This window comes from Paenibacillus sp. CFBP 13594 (assembly GCF_014842675.1).
Lineage (GTDB): Bacteria > Bacillota > Bacilli > Paenibacillales > Paenibacillaceae > Paenibacillus > Paenibacillus amylolyticus_B.
On the sequence record NZ_JACYVQ010000009.1, the window covers coordinates 45,491 to 66,885 of the forward strand.

Annotated in this window: 19 protein-coding genes; 5 read left to right on the forward strand and 14 right to left on the reverse strand. The window is 50.8% G+C overall.

Annotation, left to right across the window (positions count from 1 at the left end; genetic code table 11):
- Positions 1-25 precede the first annotated feature (25 nt).
- The 11 genes from IFU39_RS24750 to IFU39_RS24800 form a co-directional block, all read right to left on the reverse strand.
- The gene (locus tag IFU39_RS24750) at positions 26-1,414 is read right to left on the reverse strand and encodes an MATE family efflux transporter (protein ID WP_192135487.1); all 1,389 of its coding nucleotides are present in this window, start codon (positions 1,412-1,414) and stop codon (positions 26-28) included.
- Positions 1,415-1,432: 18 nt separating this feature from the next.
- Entirely contained in the window at positions 1,433-2,401 is a 969-nt protein-coding gene (locus IFU39_RS24755; RefSeq protein WP_192135489.1) for a hypothetical protein, read from the reverse strand.
- The gene (locus tag IFU39_RS24760) at positions 2,394-3,551 is read right to left on the reverse strand and encodes an acyl-CoA dehydrogenase family protein (protein ID WP_192135491.1); all 1,158 of its coding nucleotides are present in this window, start codon (positions 3,549-3,551) and stop codon (positions 2,394-2,396) included. The genes IFU39_RS24755 and IFU39_RS24760 overlap by 8 nt, the downstream gene beginning before the upstream one ends.
- Positions 3,551-4,273, reverse strand: a complete 723-nt coding sequence (locus IFU39_RS24765; protein WP_192135493.1) for a hypothetical protein — start codon at positions 4,271-4,273, stop codon at positions 3,551-3,553. Before IFU39_RS24765 ends, IFU39_RS24760 begins: the two co-directional genes overlap by 1 nt.
- 15 nt (positions 4,274-4,288) lie before the next feature.
- Positions 4,289-5,245 (reverse strand): 3-oxoacyl-[acyl-carrier-protein] synthase III C-terminal domain-containing protein, encoded by a 957-nt coding sequence (locus IFU39_RS24770; RefSeq protein WP_179198597.1) that lies wholly within the window; start codon positions 5,243-5,245, stop codon positions 4,289-4,291.
- A 20-nt stretch (positions 5,246-5,265) separates the two neighbouring features.
- Positions 5,266-6,144 carry a hypothetical protein gene (locus tag IFU39_RS24775; RefSeq protein WP_105601455.1) on the reverse strand — a complete coding sequence of 293 codons (879 nt, stop codon included), beginning with the start codon at positions 6,142-6,144 and terminating at the stop codon, positions 5,266-5,268.
- Positions 6,144-6,404: an acyl carrier protein gene (locus IFU39_RS24780; protein ID WP_192135495.1), complete on the reverse strand. Its 261-nt coding sequence runs from the start codon at positions 6,402-6,404 to the stop codon at positions 6,144-6,146. Before IFU39_RS24780 ends, IFU39_RS24775 begins: the two co-directional genes overlap by 1 nt.
- Positions 6,405-6,422: 18 nt before the next feature.
- Positions 6,423-7,709, reverse strand: coding sequence for a diaminopimelate decarboxylase (gene lysA / locus IFU39_RS24785; protein ID WP_091018556.1), 1,287 nt, complete (start codon positions 7,707-7,709; stop codon positions 6,423-6,425).
- Positions 7,710-9,098, reverse strand: a complete 1,389-nt coding sequence (locus tag IFU39_RS24790; RefSeq protein ID WP_179198596.1) for a preATP grasp domain-containing protein — start codon at positions 9,096-9,098, stop codon at positions 7,710-7,712.
- Positions 9,037-10,047, reverse strand: coding sequence for a 3-oxoacyl-[acyl-carrier-protein] synthase III C-terminal domain-containing protein (locus IFU39_RS24795; RefSeq protein WP_091018552.1), 1,011 nt, complete (start codon positions 10,045-10,047; stop codon positions 9,037-9,039). The genes IFU39_RS24790 and IFU39_RS24795 overlap by 62 nt, the downstream gene beginning before the upstream one ends.
- A gap of 121 nt (positions 10,048-10,168) precedes the next feature.
- Positions 10,169-10,360 carry a hypothetical protein gene (locus tag IFU39_RS24800; protein ID WP_091018551.1) on the reverse strand — a complete coding sequence of 64 codons (192 nt, stop codon included), beginning with the start codon at positions 10,358-10,360 and terminating at the stop codon, positions 10,169-10,171.
- Positions 10,361-10,545: 185 nt separating this feature from the next.
- Here IFU39_RS24800 and IFU39_RS24805 point away from each other — a divergent pair, with 185 nt between their 5' ends.
- Positions 10,546-11,796: a helix-turn-helix domain-containing protein gene (locus IFU39_RS24805; protein ID WP_091018549.1), complete on the forward strand. Its 1,251-nt coding sequence runs from the start codon at positions 10,546-10,548 to the stop codon at positions 11,794-11,796.
- Between the two features lie 121 nt (positions 11,797-11,917).
- Here the strand turns inward: IFU39_RS24805 and IFU39_RS24810 are convergent, their stop codons facing one another.
- Positions 11,918-12,121, reverse strand: a complete 204-nt coding sequence (locus IFU39_RS24810) for a hypothetical protein (protein ID WP_091018548.1) — start codon at positions 12,119-12,121, stop codon at positions 11,918-11,920.
- 135 nt (positions 12,122-12,256) lie between these two features.
- Complete coding sequence (gene fosB, locus IFU39_RS24815) at positions 12,257-12,676, reverse strand: metallothiol transferase FosB (protein WP_192135497.1); 420 nt, start codon at positions 12,674-12,676, stop codon at positions 12,257-12,259.
- A 155-nt stretch (positions 12,677-12,831) separates the two neighbouring features.
- Between fosB and IFU39_RS24820 the strand changes: the two genes are divergently transcribed.
- From IFU39_RS24820 to IFU39_RS24835, 4 genes are all read left to right on the forward strand, one after another.
- Positions 12,832-13,731, forward strand: coding sequence for an SDR family oxidoreductase (locus tag IFU39_RS24820; protein WP_192135506.1), 900 nt, complete (start codon positions 12,832-12,834; stop codon positions 13,729-13,731).
- Between the two features lie 218 nt (positions 13,732-13,949).
- Positions 13,950-15,560: a gamma-glutamyltransferase family protein gene (locus IFU39_RS24825; RefSeq protein WP_197997918.1), complete on the forward strand. Its 1,611-nt coding sequence runs from the start codon at positions 13,950-13,952 to the stop codon at positions 15,558-15,560.
- Positions 15,561-15,927: 367 nt separating this feature from the next.
- Entirely contained in the window at positions 15,928-16,935 is a 1,008-nt protein-coding gene (locus tag IFU39_RS24830; protein ID WP_192135507.1) for a BMP family lipoprotein, read from the forward strand.
- A gap of 26 nt (positions 16,936-16,961) precedes the next feature.
- The gene (locus tag IFU39_RS24835) at positions 16,962-18,614 is read left to right on the forward strand and encodes a methyl-accepting chemotaxis protein (protein WP_036672162.1); all 1,653 of its coding nucleotides are present in this window, start codon (positions 16,962-16,964) and stop codon (positions 18,612-18,614) included.
- 950 nt (positions 18,615-19,564) lie between these two features.
- Here the strand turns inward: IFU39_RS24835 and IFU39_RS24840 are convergent.
- Positions 19,565-21,244, reverse strand: coding sequence for an NAD(P)H-hydrate dehydratase (locus tag IFU39_RS24840; protein ID WP_192135508.1), 1,680 nt, complete (start codon positions 21,242-21,244; stop codon positions 19,565-19,567).
- Positions 21,245-21,395: the final 151 nt, after the last annotated feature.

A 21,395-nucleotide genomic window follows, 5' to 3' on the forward strand; every position in this document is an offset into this window, starting at 1 on the left:
AAAAACCTCCTGTACGTAGTTAGAGTCAAGTCTGTGTGGAATAGCTCTTATTCGGCAACGTCGCTTCACCTTCTGTACTGATGTCCTTATCCGCAGACGACTCCACATATTCCCGCTTCAGCATTCGCATGAAAGGCAGGAAGAACGACGACATGCCGACCACATTCATGCCAGCAATCACCGCATAGAAGTAAGTAACCTCATTGAAGGCCCGAGTCAATCCCCAGCCAAGGACGATAATAATCAGAAAATACACCGCATTCAGGAGTATGGCCTGATATCCGCGCCCGCTCTGTTCCATCGTTAGCAACGTTGTCATCATGGGACCCATGCCAATATAGGAAAGAGCTACGATGGACAAATACTGTGCTGCTTCTGCTCGGGTTGCCGCGTCTTCGATCAGAAATGCGATAAGCGGGTCTCGCCAGATCCAGACGGCAACGGCAATGATCACGTACAGAACAAAGGATTGCAACAGACCTTGGCGATAACTTGCATAGGCCCTTGGCCGGTGTGGTGATTGCAAATTATGATTGATGATAATGCCGATGGCCGACCCAATGACGATACCCGGCAGGATCGCCATCGTCTGAATTCGATAACCAACGCCAAAGCCAGCAACCGCCCCTTCGCCAAAGTGACTGACAATTTTATTAAAAAAAAATGTACTCAGAAAAATCATGCAGTACGAGATGAACACAGGAATACCGACATGCCTGAGGGCCATCAGATGTTTTTTTGCAAAAGCAAAGCGTTCAAAGATCATTTCCCGACGAATGAACAGAATGAGCAGAGAGATAGCCAAGGACAAGACGGAAGTGATTAGGTTAGCATAAATGATGCCCTTCAGATCCAACCCGAAGACCGACACAAATGTATACACAAGAGCAATGTTTAGCATCGCCATCCCAACCGCGTTCCACGACGCTGCCTGTGCCCGGCCCAGTCCTCGTAACGCCGCACTGGTCACTGCAGCCAGGACAGCCGGGATGCTCACTGCCATCATTCCCCCTACGTACAGCGTAAACATGGGCCCAATGTCGGCAGGCACACGGTAAAACCATGAAAGCACAGGGGTCATTAACATCACAATTCCCCCGGTCAGAATGGCAAGCAGCATTGCACTGCCCATCATGTGCACGAATAGCTGGGTAAATGCACGAGAGCCCCCGGCACGACTGCGCGCTACCGCTACCTGAACAGACAGTTGCATCGCTTCGATGATGGCAATCATGACGAATGAGACAGGAATATACAATGAGAGCACATATAATACACTTTGACTCGTATGACCCAGGAAAAATACATTGGCCAGTTGTGTAATCACGTTAACCAGAGAAGCGAGTAGCATCGGAACGGCCGTACGGAATAACAAACGATGGATCGAGCCGGCCGTATAATCGATCCCCTGCATGGGGTTCACCTCCATAATTCATGAAGTCTTGATTTCTTGATTTATTGTAAGCCTGTTGAGGATCGGCAGACGTATCACATGTACGCAACAAGCAGATATCACCCGATCGTCATCCCACGAGACCAGCATGACTCGATCATCCGGCCTGATGATACCCCGCTCTAGCTTATCTGCCAGCTGTATCCATACATCACCGCTCTGATAATCGGTGCGTGGAACGCAGATGGTCTTGGAAGGCGAAATATGCAAAACAGAACTGCCATTGAGACGTAATCCCAGTCTCGACTGAAGAATGACATGCACGGCTGCATGGCTATCGATCCATTCGCGGATCATGCCGAGTGCCTCGGATGCAAAAGCCGTGGCATCATCCGATCTGATGATCCGTTTTCCCGCATAGTGTATCTGCAACGCTCCTTGACCAAGGCCTGCCTCAAGCGCCACCGCCATGTCACCCAAATCACCCTTAGGTTCAGATGGTTGACCATATCCAATCTGTCCATCGTCATGGAGAATTCGCTGCTCCACCAGCACAATCGCAGTCCGTTCGTTAGGAAGCATGCTCCAAAGAGCAACCTGAATGGCCTCGGTGCCTGCGAGCGCACCCATATGGGTAATACCAAGTGGATGATCAACTCGCCACGGGGCCGTTTCAAGCATTCGGGCAAGTGGAGCATTCAGCGCATGACGTTCCGGACAGGTCTGGGCAAGGATCAACCAATCCCAATGCGGCTTTGTACCCAAATGCTCCAGCACCATAAGCGCAAGATCACCGGCTGTCACCCGTCTCCCGTCTGCCATAAGGGAGCGAGTCAGCGTTCCCACGCGACCATAATAGTGATCCTCCATATATATGTGCGGCGATACGTAAACATAATCATCCGGTGTTGGCCAATCCAGCGTGTACAGATGATCCTCCGCAGTAAGCCAGCAAATATGATCCACATAGATTGGTGCGCCAATATCATCATGAAGTGAATCAGACATGCTGCATCTTCCCGTTGGCATACGCCTGAAAAACGTTTATCTTCTGAATGGACGTTGTGCCTTCCATAAACTCAAAGGCCCTTGCATCGCGATACCATTTATTCAGCAGAGGATGCTCCAGTAAGGAACCTGGCCCCATCATCTCCAGTGCCCATTCCGTCGCTTCTTCGGAAACGGACGCAGCCCGTATTTTACTGAGGGAAGCCAGATATCCCTTATTCGCATCATGGTCAATCTCTGCTGCTGCATTCCGAATCATGCTGCGCAGCGCATGCAGACGCATCTCCAGTCGCTCCAGTTCTGTCTTTTCACGTTCTGTAAAGATCGTTCTGTGCTCTACAACATAATCATATGCAGCCTGTGCAACACCAAGCGCCAAAGCCGCCACGCTAGGGCGCATCCGGTGGAATGTACGCAGTGCTCCCCAAAGTCCACGCTTGGTTGGGCTTAGGTGACGACCCAGAATATCTTTCTCTTCCAGTGGGAAGGCCTCGAATTGCAGATGGCTGAGTTGCAGACCGCGAAGCCCCATCGTGTCCAGCGGGGTTGCTGTGAAACCTGGCACAGAAGGATCAACTATAGCCACCTGAATGCCCAGAGGCGTACGATTGGTCTGGGCGAATACCAGTCCAATACTCGCCCGGTGTCCGTTCCCAATGTAGAATTTATGTCCGGTTAGCTCCATTCCCCCATCCGGATGTCGCGTAATCCGCGTGCTGATCTCAGTGGCATCTGAACCCTTCTCCGGCTCTGACAAGGCAAAAACAGCCCAGGCCGGACCTTTCAGAAAGTGGCTATAAAAGCGCTCCTTCTGTTCCTCATCGCCCAAGTCAATCATGACGATGCTGGACATGGAAGGACCAGGTCCTCCCAGAAAAACGCCCGCATCTCCTGCGGACAACTGCTCGATCGTAATGACTCTTTCCAGCGAAGAGAGTCCATAATATCGATCCTGACCTATGGTTACAATTGGCTGGCCGCCATACTCCGGGGGAATCATCATATGATTGATGGCCTGCAGGGCAGACGTGTGCAAAAACTCGGTGAGCCGGTCTGGCTCCTGGTCAATCGTCAGGCCGATCTGACGAAGCTCCGCAGCATACTGCTTCATCACTTGCTCGAAAATCGCAATCGTTGATGGAGTAATCATCAATATTCCTCCTTAGCTGGCAACAGCATGTTTTTCACCAGTTGACCTGCATATGTATATGCAGATACGCCATGTCTCAAAAAACCGAAACCGCCGCCAAGACGTTGAATCTGTCTGAAGGCTTCGTCCAATTCCTGATGTATCCACGCATGAACCCGGACCGATGGAAGATCTGGATTTGCTGAGAGAAAGCGGTCCTCAGGCAATGTTTCCGCCATGTAGAGCGTTGTCAGGATGTCAGCGACCATGCCTTTCACGAGCTGGTGCTGAAACGTGGATTGCCCGCCCGATATTCGCACCGACAAATGCCTGCGAACCTGCTCCAATCCAACCTTGCACAGCTCTACCCGGAACTCAAGCAGGCGTGTTCTCAGCTCATTCGAGGTCACTTTCTCGCCTGATATCTCAGCCTTCTCACCCTCATTCGGCTGTACCCGGTATAACAGTAATCCGGAGGGCTCCAGCATCCGATCCTGTACATGAACAGCATGTAGTTGGTTCCAACGATACAGCCCAGCTGATTCTTCATTCCAAAGTAAAGCATCTTGTTCAATGAGATGAGCGGTCGCGAGCACGTATGGACCTGTTGCCAAAAGCACTGGACGATTGTTCACCAGCAAGGTTTTTGCCTCCAACATTTCCGATATCGGAGCAACGGGGTTGCCTGCTGCCTTTGATCCGACGGGCTTTGCATCTGGGCCCTGGAATTCAATAACGTGCATTGTCATTCCTCCTGTTCATTCTTCTTCGCATCCTCCATGCTCCACCAGTGCAAAACCAAAAAAACTGCCGAGCCCGATACTGACCATGATGGAGTGCCCCTTCCTGCACACCCAGTCCTGCTCAAATCCCGAACTCAGGTTAATGAACGGGTCGGTGGAAAAGGTATGTCCGATTCGCTGAATGTTATCCAGATATATCCGTTCAAGTCCAACTCCCGTACGTCGCGAGAATTCCTTCCAGGTAGTCCAGTTCACATTATGGGGAAAAATATGATCCACATCTTCGAAACTCAGGCCTTGCGTTGACAGCAGCTCTTCCATCCCTTGAATGATATGGTCCACATACAATCGGTTAAATGCCGAGATCTCATCGGCGGTTGCATGATAACCAGTATGGAACCGGGTATCTCGCAGTACATGCGCCGCCTGAACGACATGCTGACAGCTCTCTCTGCTCAATAGAACAGCTACGGCAGAATCACCCAGAATGGCCGATTTGCGCAGATAGCGCCATTCGGGAGGCAAAAAATTGAATTGATCCGCACAGATCAACAACACATTCCGAATGTGAGGCTGCGTTTGCGAGATTCGCTCAAGCCATTGAAGAGCGGCTATCGACGATGCACAGTTCATTTGGGATATGCCATAGAACGGTACATGTTCCAGCCCTAAGCGCTGGAGGACACGCTGCACAAGCCTGTAATCGCTCGGTGTCTGCACCTGAAAGGAATGGACATAGAGAACAAGGTCGATTCCGGAAAGGGCAGGTCTGGTCTGGAGCCGTTCCACAGCCTGTGCGATCGTATCGTCAAGCATCTGGCCCGATTCCGTTACAGGCACACCTTCCAGGCGGTGGTACTTGCGCAGAAACTGAAGCTCACCTTTCCCAAGCTCCAGGGCAGCCAGCACCTCCTCCGGCTGCTGAATCTGTTCAGGCAAATAGACGCCAATATCCACAATACCGAACCCCAATGTTCTCCCTCCTTCTGCGACTAGTGTCCATCCATACTCCATTCACAGGTTCGGATCAGCAAGGCATGAATAAACGAATCCGTCTGCTCCAGATGCATAAGACATATGTACTCGCCCCCGTCCTTCTCCTCCAATAACTCCTGTAATGCGAAGAATGGTGCTGCACTCCAGCGCGATGGATCATAATAACTCTTCGATCCACACTCCCTGTACCAAGCAGCCTGATTGCACAGCTGCTCCAAATCAGGATGGATGAGCAGGTTAATCTGATTTCGGTGAATGGATGCCTGGGCACATAATCGATCCAGTACCATCTCCGCAGTATCGGCTATGGAATACTCGGCATGTCGCATCTCTACACCAAGCAGGGAAGGTCCTACGCCTGTCATCCGATCAAGGTATATTGCTGCAGCCGTGTCCGGTCCAGGCGGTGAAACAAGTTCCATCGTTTCATAGGGGAGAGCTGTCTGGTCCATAACCAGCAGCATGCCTTTCATGTAACCTTCTCTGCCCAGATAATGCTGAAGCATGTGGAGCGCCGCAAAAGGAGCACCAAAACCAAGATCATTTACAGCAAAACTGATAAAACGGGCCTGATAACGATCCATCAAATAATTCACAATTGATATATCCGGGCGGGTATTCGGAAAATTGTATGCCAGCAGCAACACATCCACATCCTGCATGACCCGATCAAGTCCCGTCTCTTCCAGCAGTTCCACACTCATCTCGTGATAGGCATTGTTGTTACGACCCTGCAAAAGTTGAACGTCGTACTTGATCGGAGTACCCGCGAGCATGTCCTGATGAAATCGCAGCAGTTCCGGATGATCAAACGGGGGCTTCTTCTCCCAGAACAGCCTGACTCCCATCTCCCGTATGGCAACAGGCGAAGCCATCAGGCCGCAATGAGCTGCTTCTCAATATAAGCAGCCAGGGAGCCTACCGTATCAAATACATCGGGCTCCAGATCATCCGGGTCAATCTCCAGACCTTCAATCCGGTCTTCCAGCGTCATCAACAGTTCCAGAACAGAGGTCGAATCCAGATAGAGTTCGTCAAATAAAGATGTGCTTAATTGAATATCCTCCCTGGCTTCCGTATTCAACACTTCAGCAAGGGCACCTTTGATCTCTTCAAGCAATACTGCAGTCTTCATGATCATCATCTCTCCTCATCAATTGGTTATTGCCGTGTGGGACACTTTAATCAAGCGTTGCTTGGACAGTAGATCCTGCGGAGTATCTCGCTCACGGATCAAGTGAGCCTCCCCAGCGACAATCAGCACTTCCGCCGGACTTCCATGACTCAAAAAGTGTGTGGGAGAAGCCGTTGGTCCGTAGGCTCCCGAATGAAAAACACCGATTAGATCGCCCCGTTCAACAGGAGGAAGCAATACCCGTTTCCCAACAACATCATTCGGCGTACATAAGGGACCCGTAATATTGTATTCTGCTACAGGGGATTCACCATAACGCGTCAGGGAGGCAATCGGAAAGTTACGCTTCACATAAGAACCTGTGCCCACCGCCGCCATATGGCAGTTCGTTCCACCATCGGTTACGACGAAGTGCTCTCCATACGATTGCTTGACATATAGGGCTCGACTGACCAACATACCGCAGGTGCCTACCAGATATCGCCCAAGCTCCATGAACAGCCGGGTGTTGGCATGACTATGCCGAAACGATTCGAACATTGGATTCAACTGTTCTGTCAGTGCGGCTATGGATAGGAACTGCTCACCTTCATGGTAGGGCACCCCCAATCCCCCGCCTACATCGACCATACGTAGCGTGATATCCAGCTCGTTCTCGATTCGATCAGCCAATTCCAGAATATGACGGGTATTCTGAACGATCGGCTCTACATCCAACATGCGGGTTCCCATGTACACGTGAAGTCCCATGATCTCCACATGGGAGAAGCTCTCGAACTGCTCTTTTCCCTGGAGCACACTTTGTTCATCCATACCAAACTGACGTGGTTTGCCACCCATGGTCAACCTGGAGCCTTTAACAGAAAAGGAAGGATTCACTCGCAGGGCCACCGGCACGATTCGCCCCTCACTTGCAGCGATGATCTCTATGCGCTCCAGCTCCTGGAACGATTCACATACAATCGCATATATGCCCAGACGTATGCATGCCGTAATCTCGTCATCGCTTTTTCCGGGTCCAAGGAAAATAATGCTTTCTGGCGCTACTCCAGCCTGTACGGCCGTATGTAATTCTGCCAGGGAACACACCTCTGCCTGCGCGCCCATCTCCTGCAACATGTGTACGATCGAAATATTCGGATTGGCCTTCAATGAATAGAACAGCTCCACTTGAGGCGTAAGCAATTCCCGAAGCTCCTGATACACCTGCTGCAACACATCCCCGTCATATATATACAGCGGAGTTCCGAATTTCTCAGCGATGTCCGAGACACACAACTGCTGGATCTGATATTCCGTAGACACTCACATCACCTCGTTAATGGAAGATAGGACGGCTTCTATCGCTTCGTCGATCACTCCCAGCCGTTCAGGGGAGGACGCAATAATCACGCCATACAGACGTCCGGAGAACAAGGTCCCCTCACTTCTGAATGCCGCATTGACTGTGGCAAAGTTATTAATCAATAATCCTTCGCCACGTTCCGGTTCGAACATCAATTCACCCAGACTGGAACGAAGCACCTTGTATTCCAGCAAGTGATTGAGCCGGAGCGTATATTTTTTTGCCAGTCCACATTGATTTTCGGGCACCCATTGATGCTGAATGTTGGTCTGATAGGTAGACATATTAAACCTGGCATTAATCTCAAGATTGGGCCAGATTGTACCGTCCTCGTCCAGAATGGCGTCCATGCCGGCAATGCCGTAGTATCCATCTCGATACAGAGCTGCTCCAATCCGTATGGCCGCTTCGCGAATGACCTCAAGTTGAACATCGTTGAGCCGCGAAGGCATGAGATGCCCTTGATGTACGCCTTGCTCTACCAACGATTCCTTTACGCCAAGATACTCAACTCCACCCGAGCGATCGATGAGAATCTGGTAATTCAGGTCACAGATTTTATCAATCCATTGCTCAAGCACGTAGTTGATTTGCCGTATTCCCTTTTTGCTTGCCTGTTTCTCCAGCATACTCATGCATTTGTGAAACCTGGCTTCATCGGTAATGACGGTAATTCCCTTGCCTGATACACCCATGGAATCCTTCAACACAAGACGTCCACCCTGCTCTAGAACGGCCTTTAGCTGATCGAAACCAGACACCAGTTCATCCAAAGACGTGCATTCAACGCCTGGAATTTGGCGAATGCCCAACTCCGCGTTGAGACGGCGGGAATACCCCTTGTCATTCACCTTGCGGAAAATATCTGAAGATGGAACAGCCAGCGGAATGCCGGTCCGTCGGGAGAATTCCTCTTCCTGATCCGAGGTTCCAAAGGGAACCAGATAAACATTCGTTCCAGCAGCCTGTGACAGCTCTCGCAGCTTGTCCATTGTCCTTGGACAATTCAGAAGATTCGCGGTAATGTTCAGTGCCGGATCATTGTGCTCCACCGTTATACATCGGGAGCGACCAAACCCAAGCGCCTGTGCATCTGCCATGAATCCCTGATTCGGCGGCCCCTTGAGCAGGATAATATCGTTCTCTCCGGCGAGGAAAACACCCAGTTCCTCCATCCGATTAACGACATCCGCAGCCGAGCCTATGCTTAATGAGGGCAGCTTGAGAATACCCGTTTCACTCCAGTGCTCCTCTACCTCAAAATTGTTAAGATACACAAAAGTAACGTCATGCTGGCCCGTTAACGCCCACTTGAGCTTGCTCGAAAAATCCGTCAATACGGTGGTCACGGCCATCCCCTCCTATTCCTGCATATTGCATCACTGCTACGCTGAATGTAACCCCAAGTCCGACCGTAACAAGCAGATAATACTCCTCTGGTTGCAACAGCTTCTGCTCCAGAATAGCTTGCAGATTAATAAATGGGTCCGAACAGAAACAATGTCCGATCTCCTGTACGTTGGACGTATATATGCGTTCAAGGGGATAGGATAAACGGATAGCCACCTTCTTCCACGAGGATAGATTCACATTGTGTGGGACGATGTATCGAATATCCTGCAACGTCAGACCCGCCTGCTCCACGGCTGCAACAATGGCTTCACATAACCGAGGCGTGTAGATTTCCTGAAACTCCCTTAGAATCTGCGGGGTTCCCGTTAGTACATTACAGAATTGGCCCAAGGTAACACTCGTAAGTCCAACTACACGACTTCCGTTGCCCTTGTTGCCCACCAGCACGGCGGCTGATGCCTCTCCCATCACGGTGGTATTGGGGATCAATTGCACAACGGGACTAAAGGTTTTTTCACCTGTCAAAATTAAAATATGATCATCCGCTTCCAATGAAGGCAGCAATGTCTCGGCAACATTCAGGGCAATTAAGCCCGATGCACAGTTCTGCTGCGTAAGCGAAAACGCGATGGCATGCTGCAACCCGTAAGCCCGTTTCAGGACTTGCAAAACTTTCATAGGAAAGGGGAAATTTTCCTGAATTGTGTGGCAATAAATGATATACTTAATCGAGTTAGGAGCGATCTCCGGGTTATTTACCACCTGGGTTAATACGCGCCCAAGCAACGAAGCCAGATCTCCATCCCTGTCTTGCCGAACCTGTTTCAAACCATGAATTTTTTCCAGTACCTTCGTCTGGGCATTATTGAGTCCCAGCACCTCGTTCAGTTCCCTGATCGGCACAATGTGCTCCGGAATGTAAGACCATATTTGCTTGATATGCATCGGCTTCAGACACCTCGTTATCACTAACGTACGAATCTCACTGAAATATAGGGAGATAAAGAGCTTCCGCAGAAGCTCCCATCTATGAATCTAGCGTAATACGATAAGTAAGTAGGAAAAATCAGGCACGAGCCGCCGCTGCACGAGCTGCTACAGCACGAGCCGCTACAGCACGGGCTTCAACTGCGCGAGCGGAAACCGCGCGTGCACTGACTTCACGTGCCTCGCCCAGTCCACTCGTTTCCAATTGTGCTGCTTCAACTTCTTTGCGCTTCAGTTGCTCCAGTGTAATGGGAGTCGCTTTAATGACCATTCATATCTCCTCCTTTCATCTTGGATACTCTGATTCTATAATCTCCCAAATTGGATTTAAACTGTAAATGGAGGTAAATGAACCTCTCACTCTCCTTACCCCTGCTTCTGGATACTCACGATAGGCCCAACATACCAATCAGATCTCCATTCCAATCAAACTATATCAAGGGACGGTGAACGATCATGCTCGGACCCAAAATCCGGCAAATCCGGGAGCAGCTTGGACTGTCTCAGAAGCAACTGGCAGGTGAGGATATGACGCGTTCTTACATCAGCCTTATCGAAAAAGGTAGAGCCGTTCCCTCGCAGCGTATGTTAAAAATCATTGCCAGGAGACTTAATACACCCATGGAGTTTTTTCTGGGAGGAAGTGCAGCAACAGATACGGATATTGGGGAGGCTGTACTGGACAAGGCCAAAGCCTGTTATGCCGAGCAGAATGATTCTGCATGCATCCGCATAGCCCATAAAGTGCTGACGTTGACGGAGGATACATCGGATCAGTCAGAAGCCTACCTGCTCATTTTACGAAGTCACAACAGACTTGGGGATTATCGACAAGCCTTGGATGAGGGGGAAACTGCAGCATTTACGGTCATTCGAACAGGTGACAGGGAACGTATTGTTGAATATTATCTGGAAATGGGGAGAGCGGCTTTTCATGCAGAGCTGTTTCATGCTGCCCGGAAACATTATGAACAGGCGTATACGTACAGCAGCAGACTCAAACATCTACAGGAAGAACACATCCAATCGCTGACCTTTCTTGGCACAACCCATTTAAGACTAGGCAATGTGAATGAAGGGTTGAACTACTATCTCAAAGCGGAGAAGGAAGCCCAAATGGCGGGACAACCGGAACTGTATGGCGAGATTACACTGGGTCTGGGCAAAGCATATTATATGTCCGAACAGGACGGACACATGCGGTTAAGTTATGACTGGACCAAGAGATCCGTACAGGCCTATAAACAGGCGAGCAGCGAATCCTACGTTCTGGCACTTCACAACCTCGCCGTGATCCAGCTTCATATGGGGCAAAAAAAAGAAGCCCTCCCCTTACTGGATGAATGCGCACGAATTTACGATAAACGCAATCTTCCCCACAAGAAGGCTTCCATATTAGAGGAAATCAGTAAAGTTTATTTGGAACAGCGTGAGCCAGAACAGGCAGAGGCCATCATCAAAGAAGCCCTCCAACTGCTGGATAAGCAAGATGAAGGGATGCTTCGTGCCAAACTGTATCGCTTGCTGGGTATTGTATTTCATGAGAAAAACAACAGCAATGAAGGTTATTACTTTCTAAGAATGAGTCACGATCTACTTAAACGCATCTCTGCAAACCGCGAGGCTGACATCAGCCATCAACTCCTTCTGTTAAGCCTGCAAGAGCGTAAAATGAACTACGAAGATTATAAGTCATTGATCAAATAAAACAGATACCTTCTTCATCTAACAACTGAGGACATAGGGAAATAAACAGATGGATTTTAGGGTCTCTGAACAGGGACCCCACTTCCGGGAATCCACGGTGAAAGGGCACAGGATCAATCTCTCATCGAACAGGTACAGGATCATTCAGCTCCAGCAGCGTTTCCGTAGATACGGCATGCTTTTGTCCCTGCTGACTACTAAACTTAGCCGATCCTGCATATGCCTCCGAAACATGAAGCTGTCCTGCAATAAAAGGTAGAAGCATGATAGTAACCATGCAGAGTTCACTTGCGGTTGTAACGAATTTGGTTCCTTTACTCTCCATGCTCATCTCTCCTCATGTTTATAATTGGGTAGCATATTCCACCATCGATTTCTGGCAACCTAATACGTATTTTACGGATAATTGCAATGACTTTAAATACGTTAATCATCATTTACCTCTACTTGCACATGAAACTCACGGATAAAAGGTCATATGATCTTTGTCTTCGCGATAATAATCCAGCCTTTGCTTCATCGTACCTGTATGCAGTTCAAACAAATGTCCATCCGGATCGGTAAAATAAACGGATAATGCATCCCGCGGATCTCTTGGCCTTCTGGGAAGAATGTCAGCACCCGCTGCTCGCAGCTGCTGAACAGACGCGTCGAACTCCTCTTCTGTAACGGTAAATGCAATATGGGTATAGGTTCGTTCCGTATAGTTGCGAATAACATCCTCCTGATTCAGGGCAATCCACAGACCGGCAAGCTCAAAATAAGCCAGTTTGCGTCCTTTCACCTGAATTCGGGCACCGAGAGCCTGCTCATAAAAGGTAATGGACCGCTCCAGATTGGATACGGAAAAGCACAAATGATTAATTCCTTGAATATTCATGTGGCTCCTGACACCTCCAAAGATTTAAGGATCTATCCTTATTATGGTATATTTTGTGCAAAAAACAACCGCTGTGCCTGCTCCTCTCGCACATCCTTCTGGGCGAATGCATAGGTTATCCGTATCAATGTACGTTCGAGGAGGATGTAAAGCGAATGAATCCTGTTTATCCTTTTTATGGTGAGAAAACGGTGTGCAAGGAGCAAAAGCTGGCATTTCCACCCCAGCATCAGGACCAGCAACCCGGTCTGGAAACCCTGATGGTGCCTGAACCGATCAGTGAAGATCCTGCCTATATCGGTAGCTGCAAACTCCAAGGTAAAGTTGCCATTATTACGGGTGGTGACAGTGGAATCGGCCGGGCGGCCGCCATCGCTTTTGCCAAGGAAGGTGCGGATATCGTCATTGCTTATCTATATGAACGGACAGATGCCGAAAGGACTCGTGAACGGATCGAAGAACTCGGACAGCGCTGTCTCTTGATCGAGATAGATCTCCGCCTGAAGAAAAATTGTGAAACCGTCATTCGCACAACCATGGAAACCTACGGGAAGATCGATATTCTGGTCAACAACCATGGCGTGCAGTATGTGCAGCCAAGCATTGTTGATATTACGGAGGAGCAGTTGTACCACACCTTTCAAACGAATGTGTTCGCCTATTTCTTTCTGATCCAGGCCGCTCTCCCCCATCTGTGCAAAGGTGCCTCCATCATCAATACGGCTTCCATCACAGCATACAAAGGTAACGTCCAGTTGATCGACTATTCCTCCACCAAAGGGGCTGTCGTGTCGCTCACTCGTGTACTTTCCCAATCACTCGCAGCACAGGGAATCCGCGTGAATTCTGTTGCCCCTGGCCCTATCTGGACACCTCTTATTCCTGCCAGTTTCTCCGCGGAGGATGTGCAGGTATTTGGAACGGAGACGCCTATGGGTCGGGCTGGTCAGCCTTACGAACTGGCGGCAGCTTATGTCTATCTCGCCTCCCGCGATTCATCCTACGTCACAGGTGAATGCATTCATGTCAATGGCGGCGATATGGTAACGACTTAGGGTAATGCGGTGGCTGATGTCACCTCCCTTGGTAGAAACGTATTAGATGATGGCTAATCAGGCCGGGATGGAACGTATTTCTGAACGAAGTGTTGCTGATGTCAGGCTGGATTTAGCAGGTGTGGCAGGATATCGGTTGTCCGGTTGCGAAGAGGGTTAGGAGTATGATCCGGTGATGCCGGAGCCTGACATCTTGTGACAAGGAGCTGAACAACCCGATGAACTTCGATCCACTCTACCAACCGTACCCCTCTTACCGCGTGCCTGTGTATGCGAAACAAGGCATGGTCGCCACGTCTCAACCATTGGCTGCACAAGCCGGTCTGGATGTATTGAAAAAAGGCGGCAACGCCATTGATGCCGCCATTGCAACTGCGGCAGCACTCACCGTGCTGGAGCCCACGTCCAATGGCATTGGCGGCGATGCTTTTGCCCTCGTCTGGACCGAGGGCAAACTGCATGGCCTGAATGCCAGCGGCCCTGCGCCTCAGGGCATATCCATTGAGGCGCTTCAAGCGGCAGGCCATACGGAGATGCCGAAGCTTGGGGTTGTTCCGGTGACGGTGCCTGGCGCACCGGCGGGTTGGGCTGAGCTGAGCCGCCGTTTTGGGCGGCTCACGCTGGCGGAAGCGCTGGAACCGGCTATCCGCTATGCGGAGGAAGGTTATCCGCTTGCGCCTGGGCTGGCCCGCCACTGGGCAAGGGCAGCCGAGATTTATGCACGCCAAGGTGATGCGGAGGCAGGGCGTGCGTGGTTTGAGACATTTGCTCCTGGCGGGCGTGTTCCCGCAGCTGGAGAGATGTGGCGCTCGCCGGATCATGCGGCGACTTTGCGCCAGATTGGCGAGAGCGAAGCGCGAGACTTTTACGAAGGAGAACTGGCAGAGCGCATTCATTCCTTTATGGCAGAGCATGGTGGTTATCTGACTCGCGAAGATCTGAAGGCTTTCCAGCCCGAGTGGGTTGATCCCATCTCCGTCTCCTATCGCGGATACGATGTATGGGAGATTCCGCCGAATGGACAAGGATTGATTGCTCTCGCGGCGCTTAATCTCCTGAAGGGATATGATTTTGACGAGAAAGAATCCGTTCTGGCATATCATCAGCAGCTCGAAGCCATGAAACTGGCATTTGCCGATGGGGAGAAATATATTACCGAAGAACGCAAAATGGGTGTGACGGTGGAGGAACTGCTGTCCGAGGCATACGCGGAAGAACGGCGCAAACTCATTGGTGATACCTCACGAGCACCTGAGGCAGGTGATCCACGAGCAAGTGGAACGGTGTATCTGGCTACGGCTGATGGTGAAGGCAACATGGTTTCGTTTATCCAGAGTAACTATATGGGCTTCGGTTCTGGATTGGTTGTTCCGGGGACAGGCATTGCTTTGCAGAATCGCGGACATAATTTCTCACTGGACCCTAATCATGTGAACGCCCTGGAGCCAGGCAAACGAACGTATCACACGATCATTCCGGGGTTCCTCACCCGTGGCAGCGAAGCGGTTGGGCCATTCGGTGTCATGGGTGGTTTCATGCAACCGCAAGGTCATGTGCAGGTGGTTATGAATACGATCGATTATCACCTGAACCCACAGGCCGCCTTGGATTCTCCGCGCTGGCAGTGGACGAAGGGCAAAACAATTCTCGTGGAACCGGGTTTCCCGCAGCATATCGCTCAGGCACTCGCCCGCAAAGGACATGATATTCAAGTGGCACTCGATCCATCCCAGTTTGGACGCGGTCAGATCATCTGGCGCAACCCGGACAATGGCGTATTATGCGGGGGTACGGAAACCCGAGCCGACGGCTCGATTGCGGCTTGGTAAAACTCGCGTCATTTTTATAATAGGATGATCACCTTATCATTCGTATAGGGTGAAATTTCAAGGCACAACAGAGATGATTCATGTCATCTCTGTTGTGCCTTTTTTCGACTTCTAACATCAGTAAACAACATACTGTAGATATTTATGTACCCTTTTAAGCAGATAAATGTAAAAATAATGTGTAATTCATGAAAAATACTTATTTTTTCGTAAATTTTCACTAAATACCATAAATCACAGTGCCTTTCTGACCGATATAGATAAAGGGAAATCCTCACCATACGTGTCATCATGCACACGTACTTCCCTGGAGCTAAGGAATCACGCAAAACAGAAAAATGCGACTACAGAAATGAGGGTACCACACATGAAAACAAACAAGAACAGACGCGCAGGTCTAGGTCTCACCATAATGATGATCCTGACGGTACTAATCCTGGGGGCATGTTCACCCAACAATACAACAACGGCAACAGACACAAGAACAAAGGTTGGGATCGTGCTTACGGAAGTGGGTCTGGGTGACCGTTCTTTTAATGATGCTGCTTTTGATGGACTGGTTCAGGCCAGAAATGAGAAAAGCATTGTCTTCGACTATCGTGAACCGGGCGACAATGCCGAAGCTGCATTTGAAGAGTTTGCGCAAGCCAAATTCGATCTGGTTATCGGCCTGAGTGATGCTGTCCAAGCGGATATGGAGAAAGTTGCAGCCAAATATCCTGACCAGCAGTTCCTCATGATTGACAGTCAGTCCGAACTGCCTAACATTGCCTCCATTTCATTCCGGGCGGAAGAAGGAAGTTATCTGGCAGGTGTTATTGCCGCTATGGCTTCAACGGAAGATCATGTTGGCTTCCTTGGTGGAATAGAGATACCAGTCCTTCGTAATTTCGAGCTGGGTTTTAAACAAGGTGTTCTGGCTGTCAAGCCGAATGCAACCGTTGATGTCGTCTACGCAGGGGACTTTGGCAATGCCGAGCTGGGTGAACAACTGGCTGCAGAGATGATTCAGGAAAAGGGCGCTGACGTGATCTACGTAGCTGCTGGTCTTACAGGCGTTGGTGCACTGACGGAGATTCAGAAATTAGGGAAATACGCCATCGGTGTAGATACCGATCAATTCTTTTTGGCGGAAAAATCCATTCTTACGTCCATGCTGAAAAATGTGGATGTCTCTATCTACAATGCCGTTAACACGTTTGTTAAAAACAATCATACCTTCCCTCAAAAGGAAATCGTGGAGGGGCTGGCGGAGAACGCCGTGGGTCTGACTGCTCTACATAATATCACGCTCAGTGATGAACAACAGCAAACCTTCGAAGATCTGAAGGCTAAGATCTCTTCCGGTCAAATCAAAATTACGCTTGATCAATAACCCATCGGATACGAGGAGGTACGCATATGAAACTACAGGGAAAACTGATACTTAATGCTCTAATTTCACTACTTCTATGCCTTGTGCTAGTCGCTTATATTATCATGCAATTGCTCAACATGAATGCCAAAAATCAAAATCTGGTACCAGCCATGCTCAAGGTGAGTGAACTGAACGCCAATCAGATTCAGACCCAGCAAGCGCTGGATGTCTACTCATTCTCCATGACAGCAGGAAACCAGGACGCCGTGCTTCGCTTGCTGGATGAAGGCCAAACGATGATTCAGGAGCTTACGGACGGATTGCTCGAAACAGATCAGCAGTTACAACTTATTCAGTCCATCGAGACAAAATTAGAAGCTCTCAACCAGGGAGCCACCGAAGCGATGAGTGCGATGAACAGTGCGGAAGCGAAACGTTACAGCACTCGGGTTCGGGGCATACAGAATGATATCTATTCGTTAGATGAGATGACTCGGGATCGTTATGATCAATATACCGTCGATTTGGAACGTGACATTCAGCAAACGTGGCAAGCCGCTCTGGCAGGAGCTATCGTATTGCTCGTCGCCGTGATGCTGTTTAATATGTATACTTCACGTCAGATTGCCAAGCGTATTCGAACACTCAAAGACGCCGCTGGACAAATTGCGGACGGTGACCTGACCGGACAATTACCGGAAGCTCGGGGCAAAGATGAACTCGATGACCTGAGTCGTTCCTTCGGTACCATGACTCATAATATCCGCGGCATTATTCAGTCGATTGGTGAAGCGGGTCATCGTGTCGATCTGATGGCACAAGATATTGACCGCGGTAATGATACAGCCCAAGCGATTGTGCAGCAAGTATCCCGCACCACGGAGGAACTGTCAATTGGCAGTCAAAAGATTGCCGAGGATCTGAGTGAAACAGTGATGGTTGTGGACAAAATGCAGTCTACCTTCAATAGCAATCTGGAGGCCACTTCCCAATCGGTAATCGATGGTCGTGAAGTATTAACTACCGTTGAGGAAGGTAATAAGGCTGTAGCGGAGCAACTCCGCTTGGCCGAAGTGAATCGTATGGCGATGGCCGAGGTGGAACAAACGGTGCGGGAACTGGAAGAAAGCGCGGTTCGAATCACTACGATGACGGCATATGTATCAGAGATTGCCAAACAAACAACCATGCTCTCGTTAAATGCCTCCATAGAGGCTGCTCGCGCTGGAGAAGCCGGACGTGGCTTCGCTGTTGTTGCGGGCGAGGTGAACAAACTCGCCGAACAATCTGCGCAATCGGTCAAACATATCTATGCGGCTGTGGGCGAGATCACAACCTCCATGGACAAGGTGAAGAACTCTGTAGCACAAAGCATGCAGTTATTCGGCGAACAGGAACAAGCCACTGGCCAGACTCGCGAATCCTTCTCTGCTATTCGTGAAAGTGTGGAGCGCATTAGTACGGGTATCCATCAGCTTGCTGAGGACATGCAACACTCCAATGAACTCAGTACACAGGTGCAACAAGCCATCGAAAATATCAGTGCCATCACCGAGCAGTCGGCTGCCAGCAGTGAAGAGATTACCGCCTCCACGTCGGAACAACAACGTTCCTTCGCTGATGCAAGTATCAAGGTGAAGTCATTGCGTGATATCAGCGCAGAGATGCATCAGGAACTGCTGCGATTCCGGCTGTAAGCAGGATGCCGCGAGAACTTGGGCCAGACGTAGGTCGGATGTCGTTTAGATGCAGGTTAGATGCAGATTATAGGCATGTTATGGGCAGGTTATAGCCGAGCCAGGATCAGGTAGCGTGAACATACAAACAAATAAAGGGGAGCCTCCGTCATGCATCATGACAGGGCTCCCCTTTTCAGTAACTAATCATTGTTTCATCCAACCATTAATTCGTTTCAAAGATATGAAAGTATATAGATTGAACTAAACATTTACACGAAACGGAGAGGACAGAAAGAACCTGAAAAAGTGGAGCTAACAGCGACCTGAAAGAAGCTGCATCGGAAGCATACGCTTCGCCTAAAAAGCTTCTTGAAAGAAAGCTGTTTCGGAAGCATCCGCTATCCTCGGATTCTCCACTTTATAAAAGAAAAAATGGGGATAACAGCGATCGGAAGGTTGTTCTGTCAACAGAGTGTCTAGTGTAAATATTCTTTAGTTCAACTTATATAGATAACAAGGCATCAGCATTTCAGATCCAAACGTTTAACGAACTGAGCAAACCTTATTGGGCCATTAATTGCAGATTATAAAATCTAACGAATCTCAGGCATTCTATTCCCTAATTTAGTCCGGTTTTTCAGGTGTTTTCTCTGAAATACACAGAAATAACGTGGATGAGATTCGTTAGCTTTTGCTCCTCGATGTAAACCGTGGTATAAGGTGTATCAGGTTCGTTTGGGCAATGAGCACTGGGCATTGGTATTGAGTATTGAGTATTGAGTACTGAGCAATGGACATTGGGCGCCGGGCATTTAGCATTTAGCATTTAGCATTTAGCAATGGACAACGTGCACTCATCTACTTTTGGTGCGCTGGTGCGCTGATTCGTTGGATCACTTGCAGTTTAGAAATGATTAGTCATAGACAGCAACCCAAAACCATGAGCTTGTCCCACACCTGCCCCATCCTCACAGTGCGTCGATGATGTCTCCGGCCAGCAGGGACGATGGGTCACCGCGCAGCAGTGCTGCGCGTTCAGCGGCCTGTCCGTGGAGATATACGCCGAACGCGGCGGCTTGCTCCGCGCTGAGCCCCTGGGCAAGCAGACCGGCGATGATGCCGGTCAATACGTCTCCGGCACCGCCAGTCGCCATGCCGGCGTGCCCGGTGGTGTTGATGTACGCCTCGCCGGACGGCGTTGCGATGACCGTTCGTGCTCCTTTGAGCACAAGGGTCACGCCCTGCTCGCGGGCGTATTTTGCAGCGTGCCCAATGCGGTCACGCTGCACCTCTGGGGTCGACATGCCCAGCAGTCGGCCCATCTCGCCAGGGTGCGGCGTCAGGATTGTCGCCGCACTTCGCTGGCCCCAGTCGCGAGGCCCATGTGGGCCAGCGTCTGCCAGCATGTTGAGGGCGTCCGCGTCGATGACGAGCGGACGATCCGTATTTTGCCACAGACGGCACAGCCAGTCTGTGTCGCCCTTGAAGCGGCCGAGGCCGGGGCCGGTCGCGAGCACGTCGCGGCTCTCCGCGAGACGCAGCACGGCGTCGGCGGAAGCCGCGTTCCATTCGCCGCTGTCGCCATCGGCGGCGGCAGCAAGCATGAGCTCGGGCACGGTGCCGATGACATGCGGCAACAGTGCCGCGGGCAGCGCCCATGTGGCGAGCCCGCAGCCTGCGCGCAGCGCGGCCTTGGCCGAGAGCAGGCCAGCGCCGCTCATCGGCAGACTTCCTGCGGCCAACAGTACGTGGCCGTAGGTGCCCTTGTGGCCGTCCGGTGCCCGTAGACGGCCTGTATCCACGCGCAGCGCACCGCGCAGCACCTCGTCCGTCAGCAGACGGACCGAGGGGCCATGCTCTGGCGCAAGTCGCGCGGGAATGCCGATGGCGCGCACCACAATGCGCCCCGCAGCAGAAGCACCCGGGTACTGCACCAGCCCGCGCTTAAGCAGCGCGAGACATACGGTCACCCGGGCTTGAATGCAGGGCTTGTACACCTCTCCGGTGTCGGCGTTCAGCCCGCTCGGCACATCCGCGGACACGACCGACTTGCCGCTGTCGTCCGCCGCCTCAATCAGCGCCGCGTAAGCTCCGCGCGGCGCTCCCCGCGAGCCGGTGCCCAGCAGCGCATCCACGATGCCTGTGCACCGGCTGAAGTCCACGGCTTCGCGCCCGTGGACAAGAGCAGGGATGCCAAGCTTCGCGGCGGCATCCCGTTGCACTGCGGCTTCGCCCCGCAGTGCAACAGGGGCATCGGCGTAGACCAATGTCACGCCAAGCCCTGCTTCAACCAAATGGCGCGCAGCCACCAGCCCATCGCCGCCATTATTGCCCTTGCCGATCAGCATGTACCACTGCTGATCTCCCGGGCGCTCCATCACCAGCGCCGGATCGGCGATGATGTCGCCACCATAACCTTGCCGATCACCGGGCCCGGTGTGTGCCCGCCTAGCATCTGTCTTGCTGCTATAGCCAAGCTGCCCTGAATCCGCAAGCCAACCTTCTGCCTGCCCTTCCCGGCACAGCTTGATGACTTCCTCGGCTATGGCGCGGCCTGCATTCTCCATTAGACTTGCTGCCGGAATACCGAGCTGATGAATGGTATACTCGTCCACAGCTCTCATCTGTTCAGCGGTTACGATAAACAACGTTCATCCCTCCCCGTGACAAGCTCATCTCATACCTATAAGCAACAACATCGCACCTAAACGCTGTATCCTGTATGTGTATCGCTATCTTTCCCTTTACCTCATATAGTTACCATGATGCGCTTCATGCATCATTGGAAGCTCTATCGAT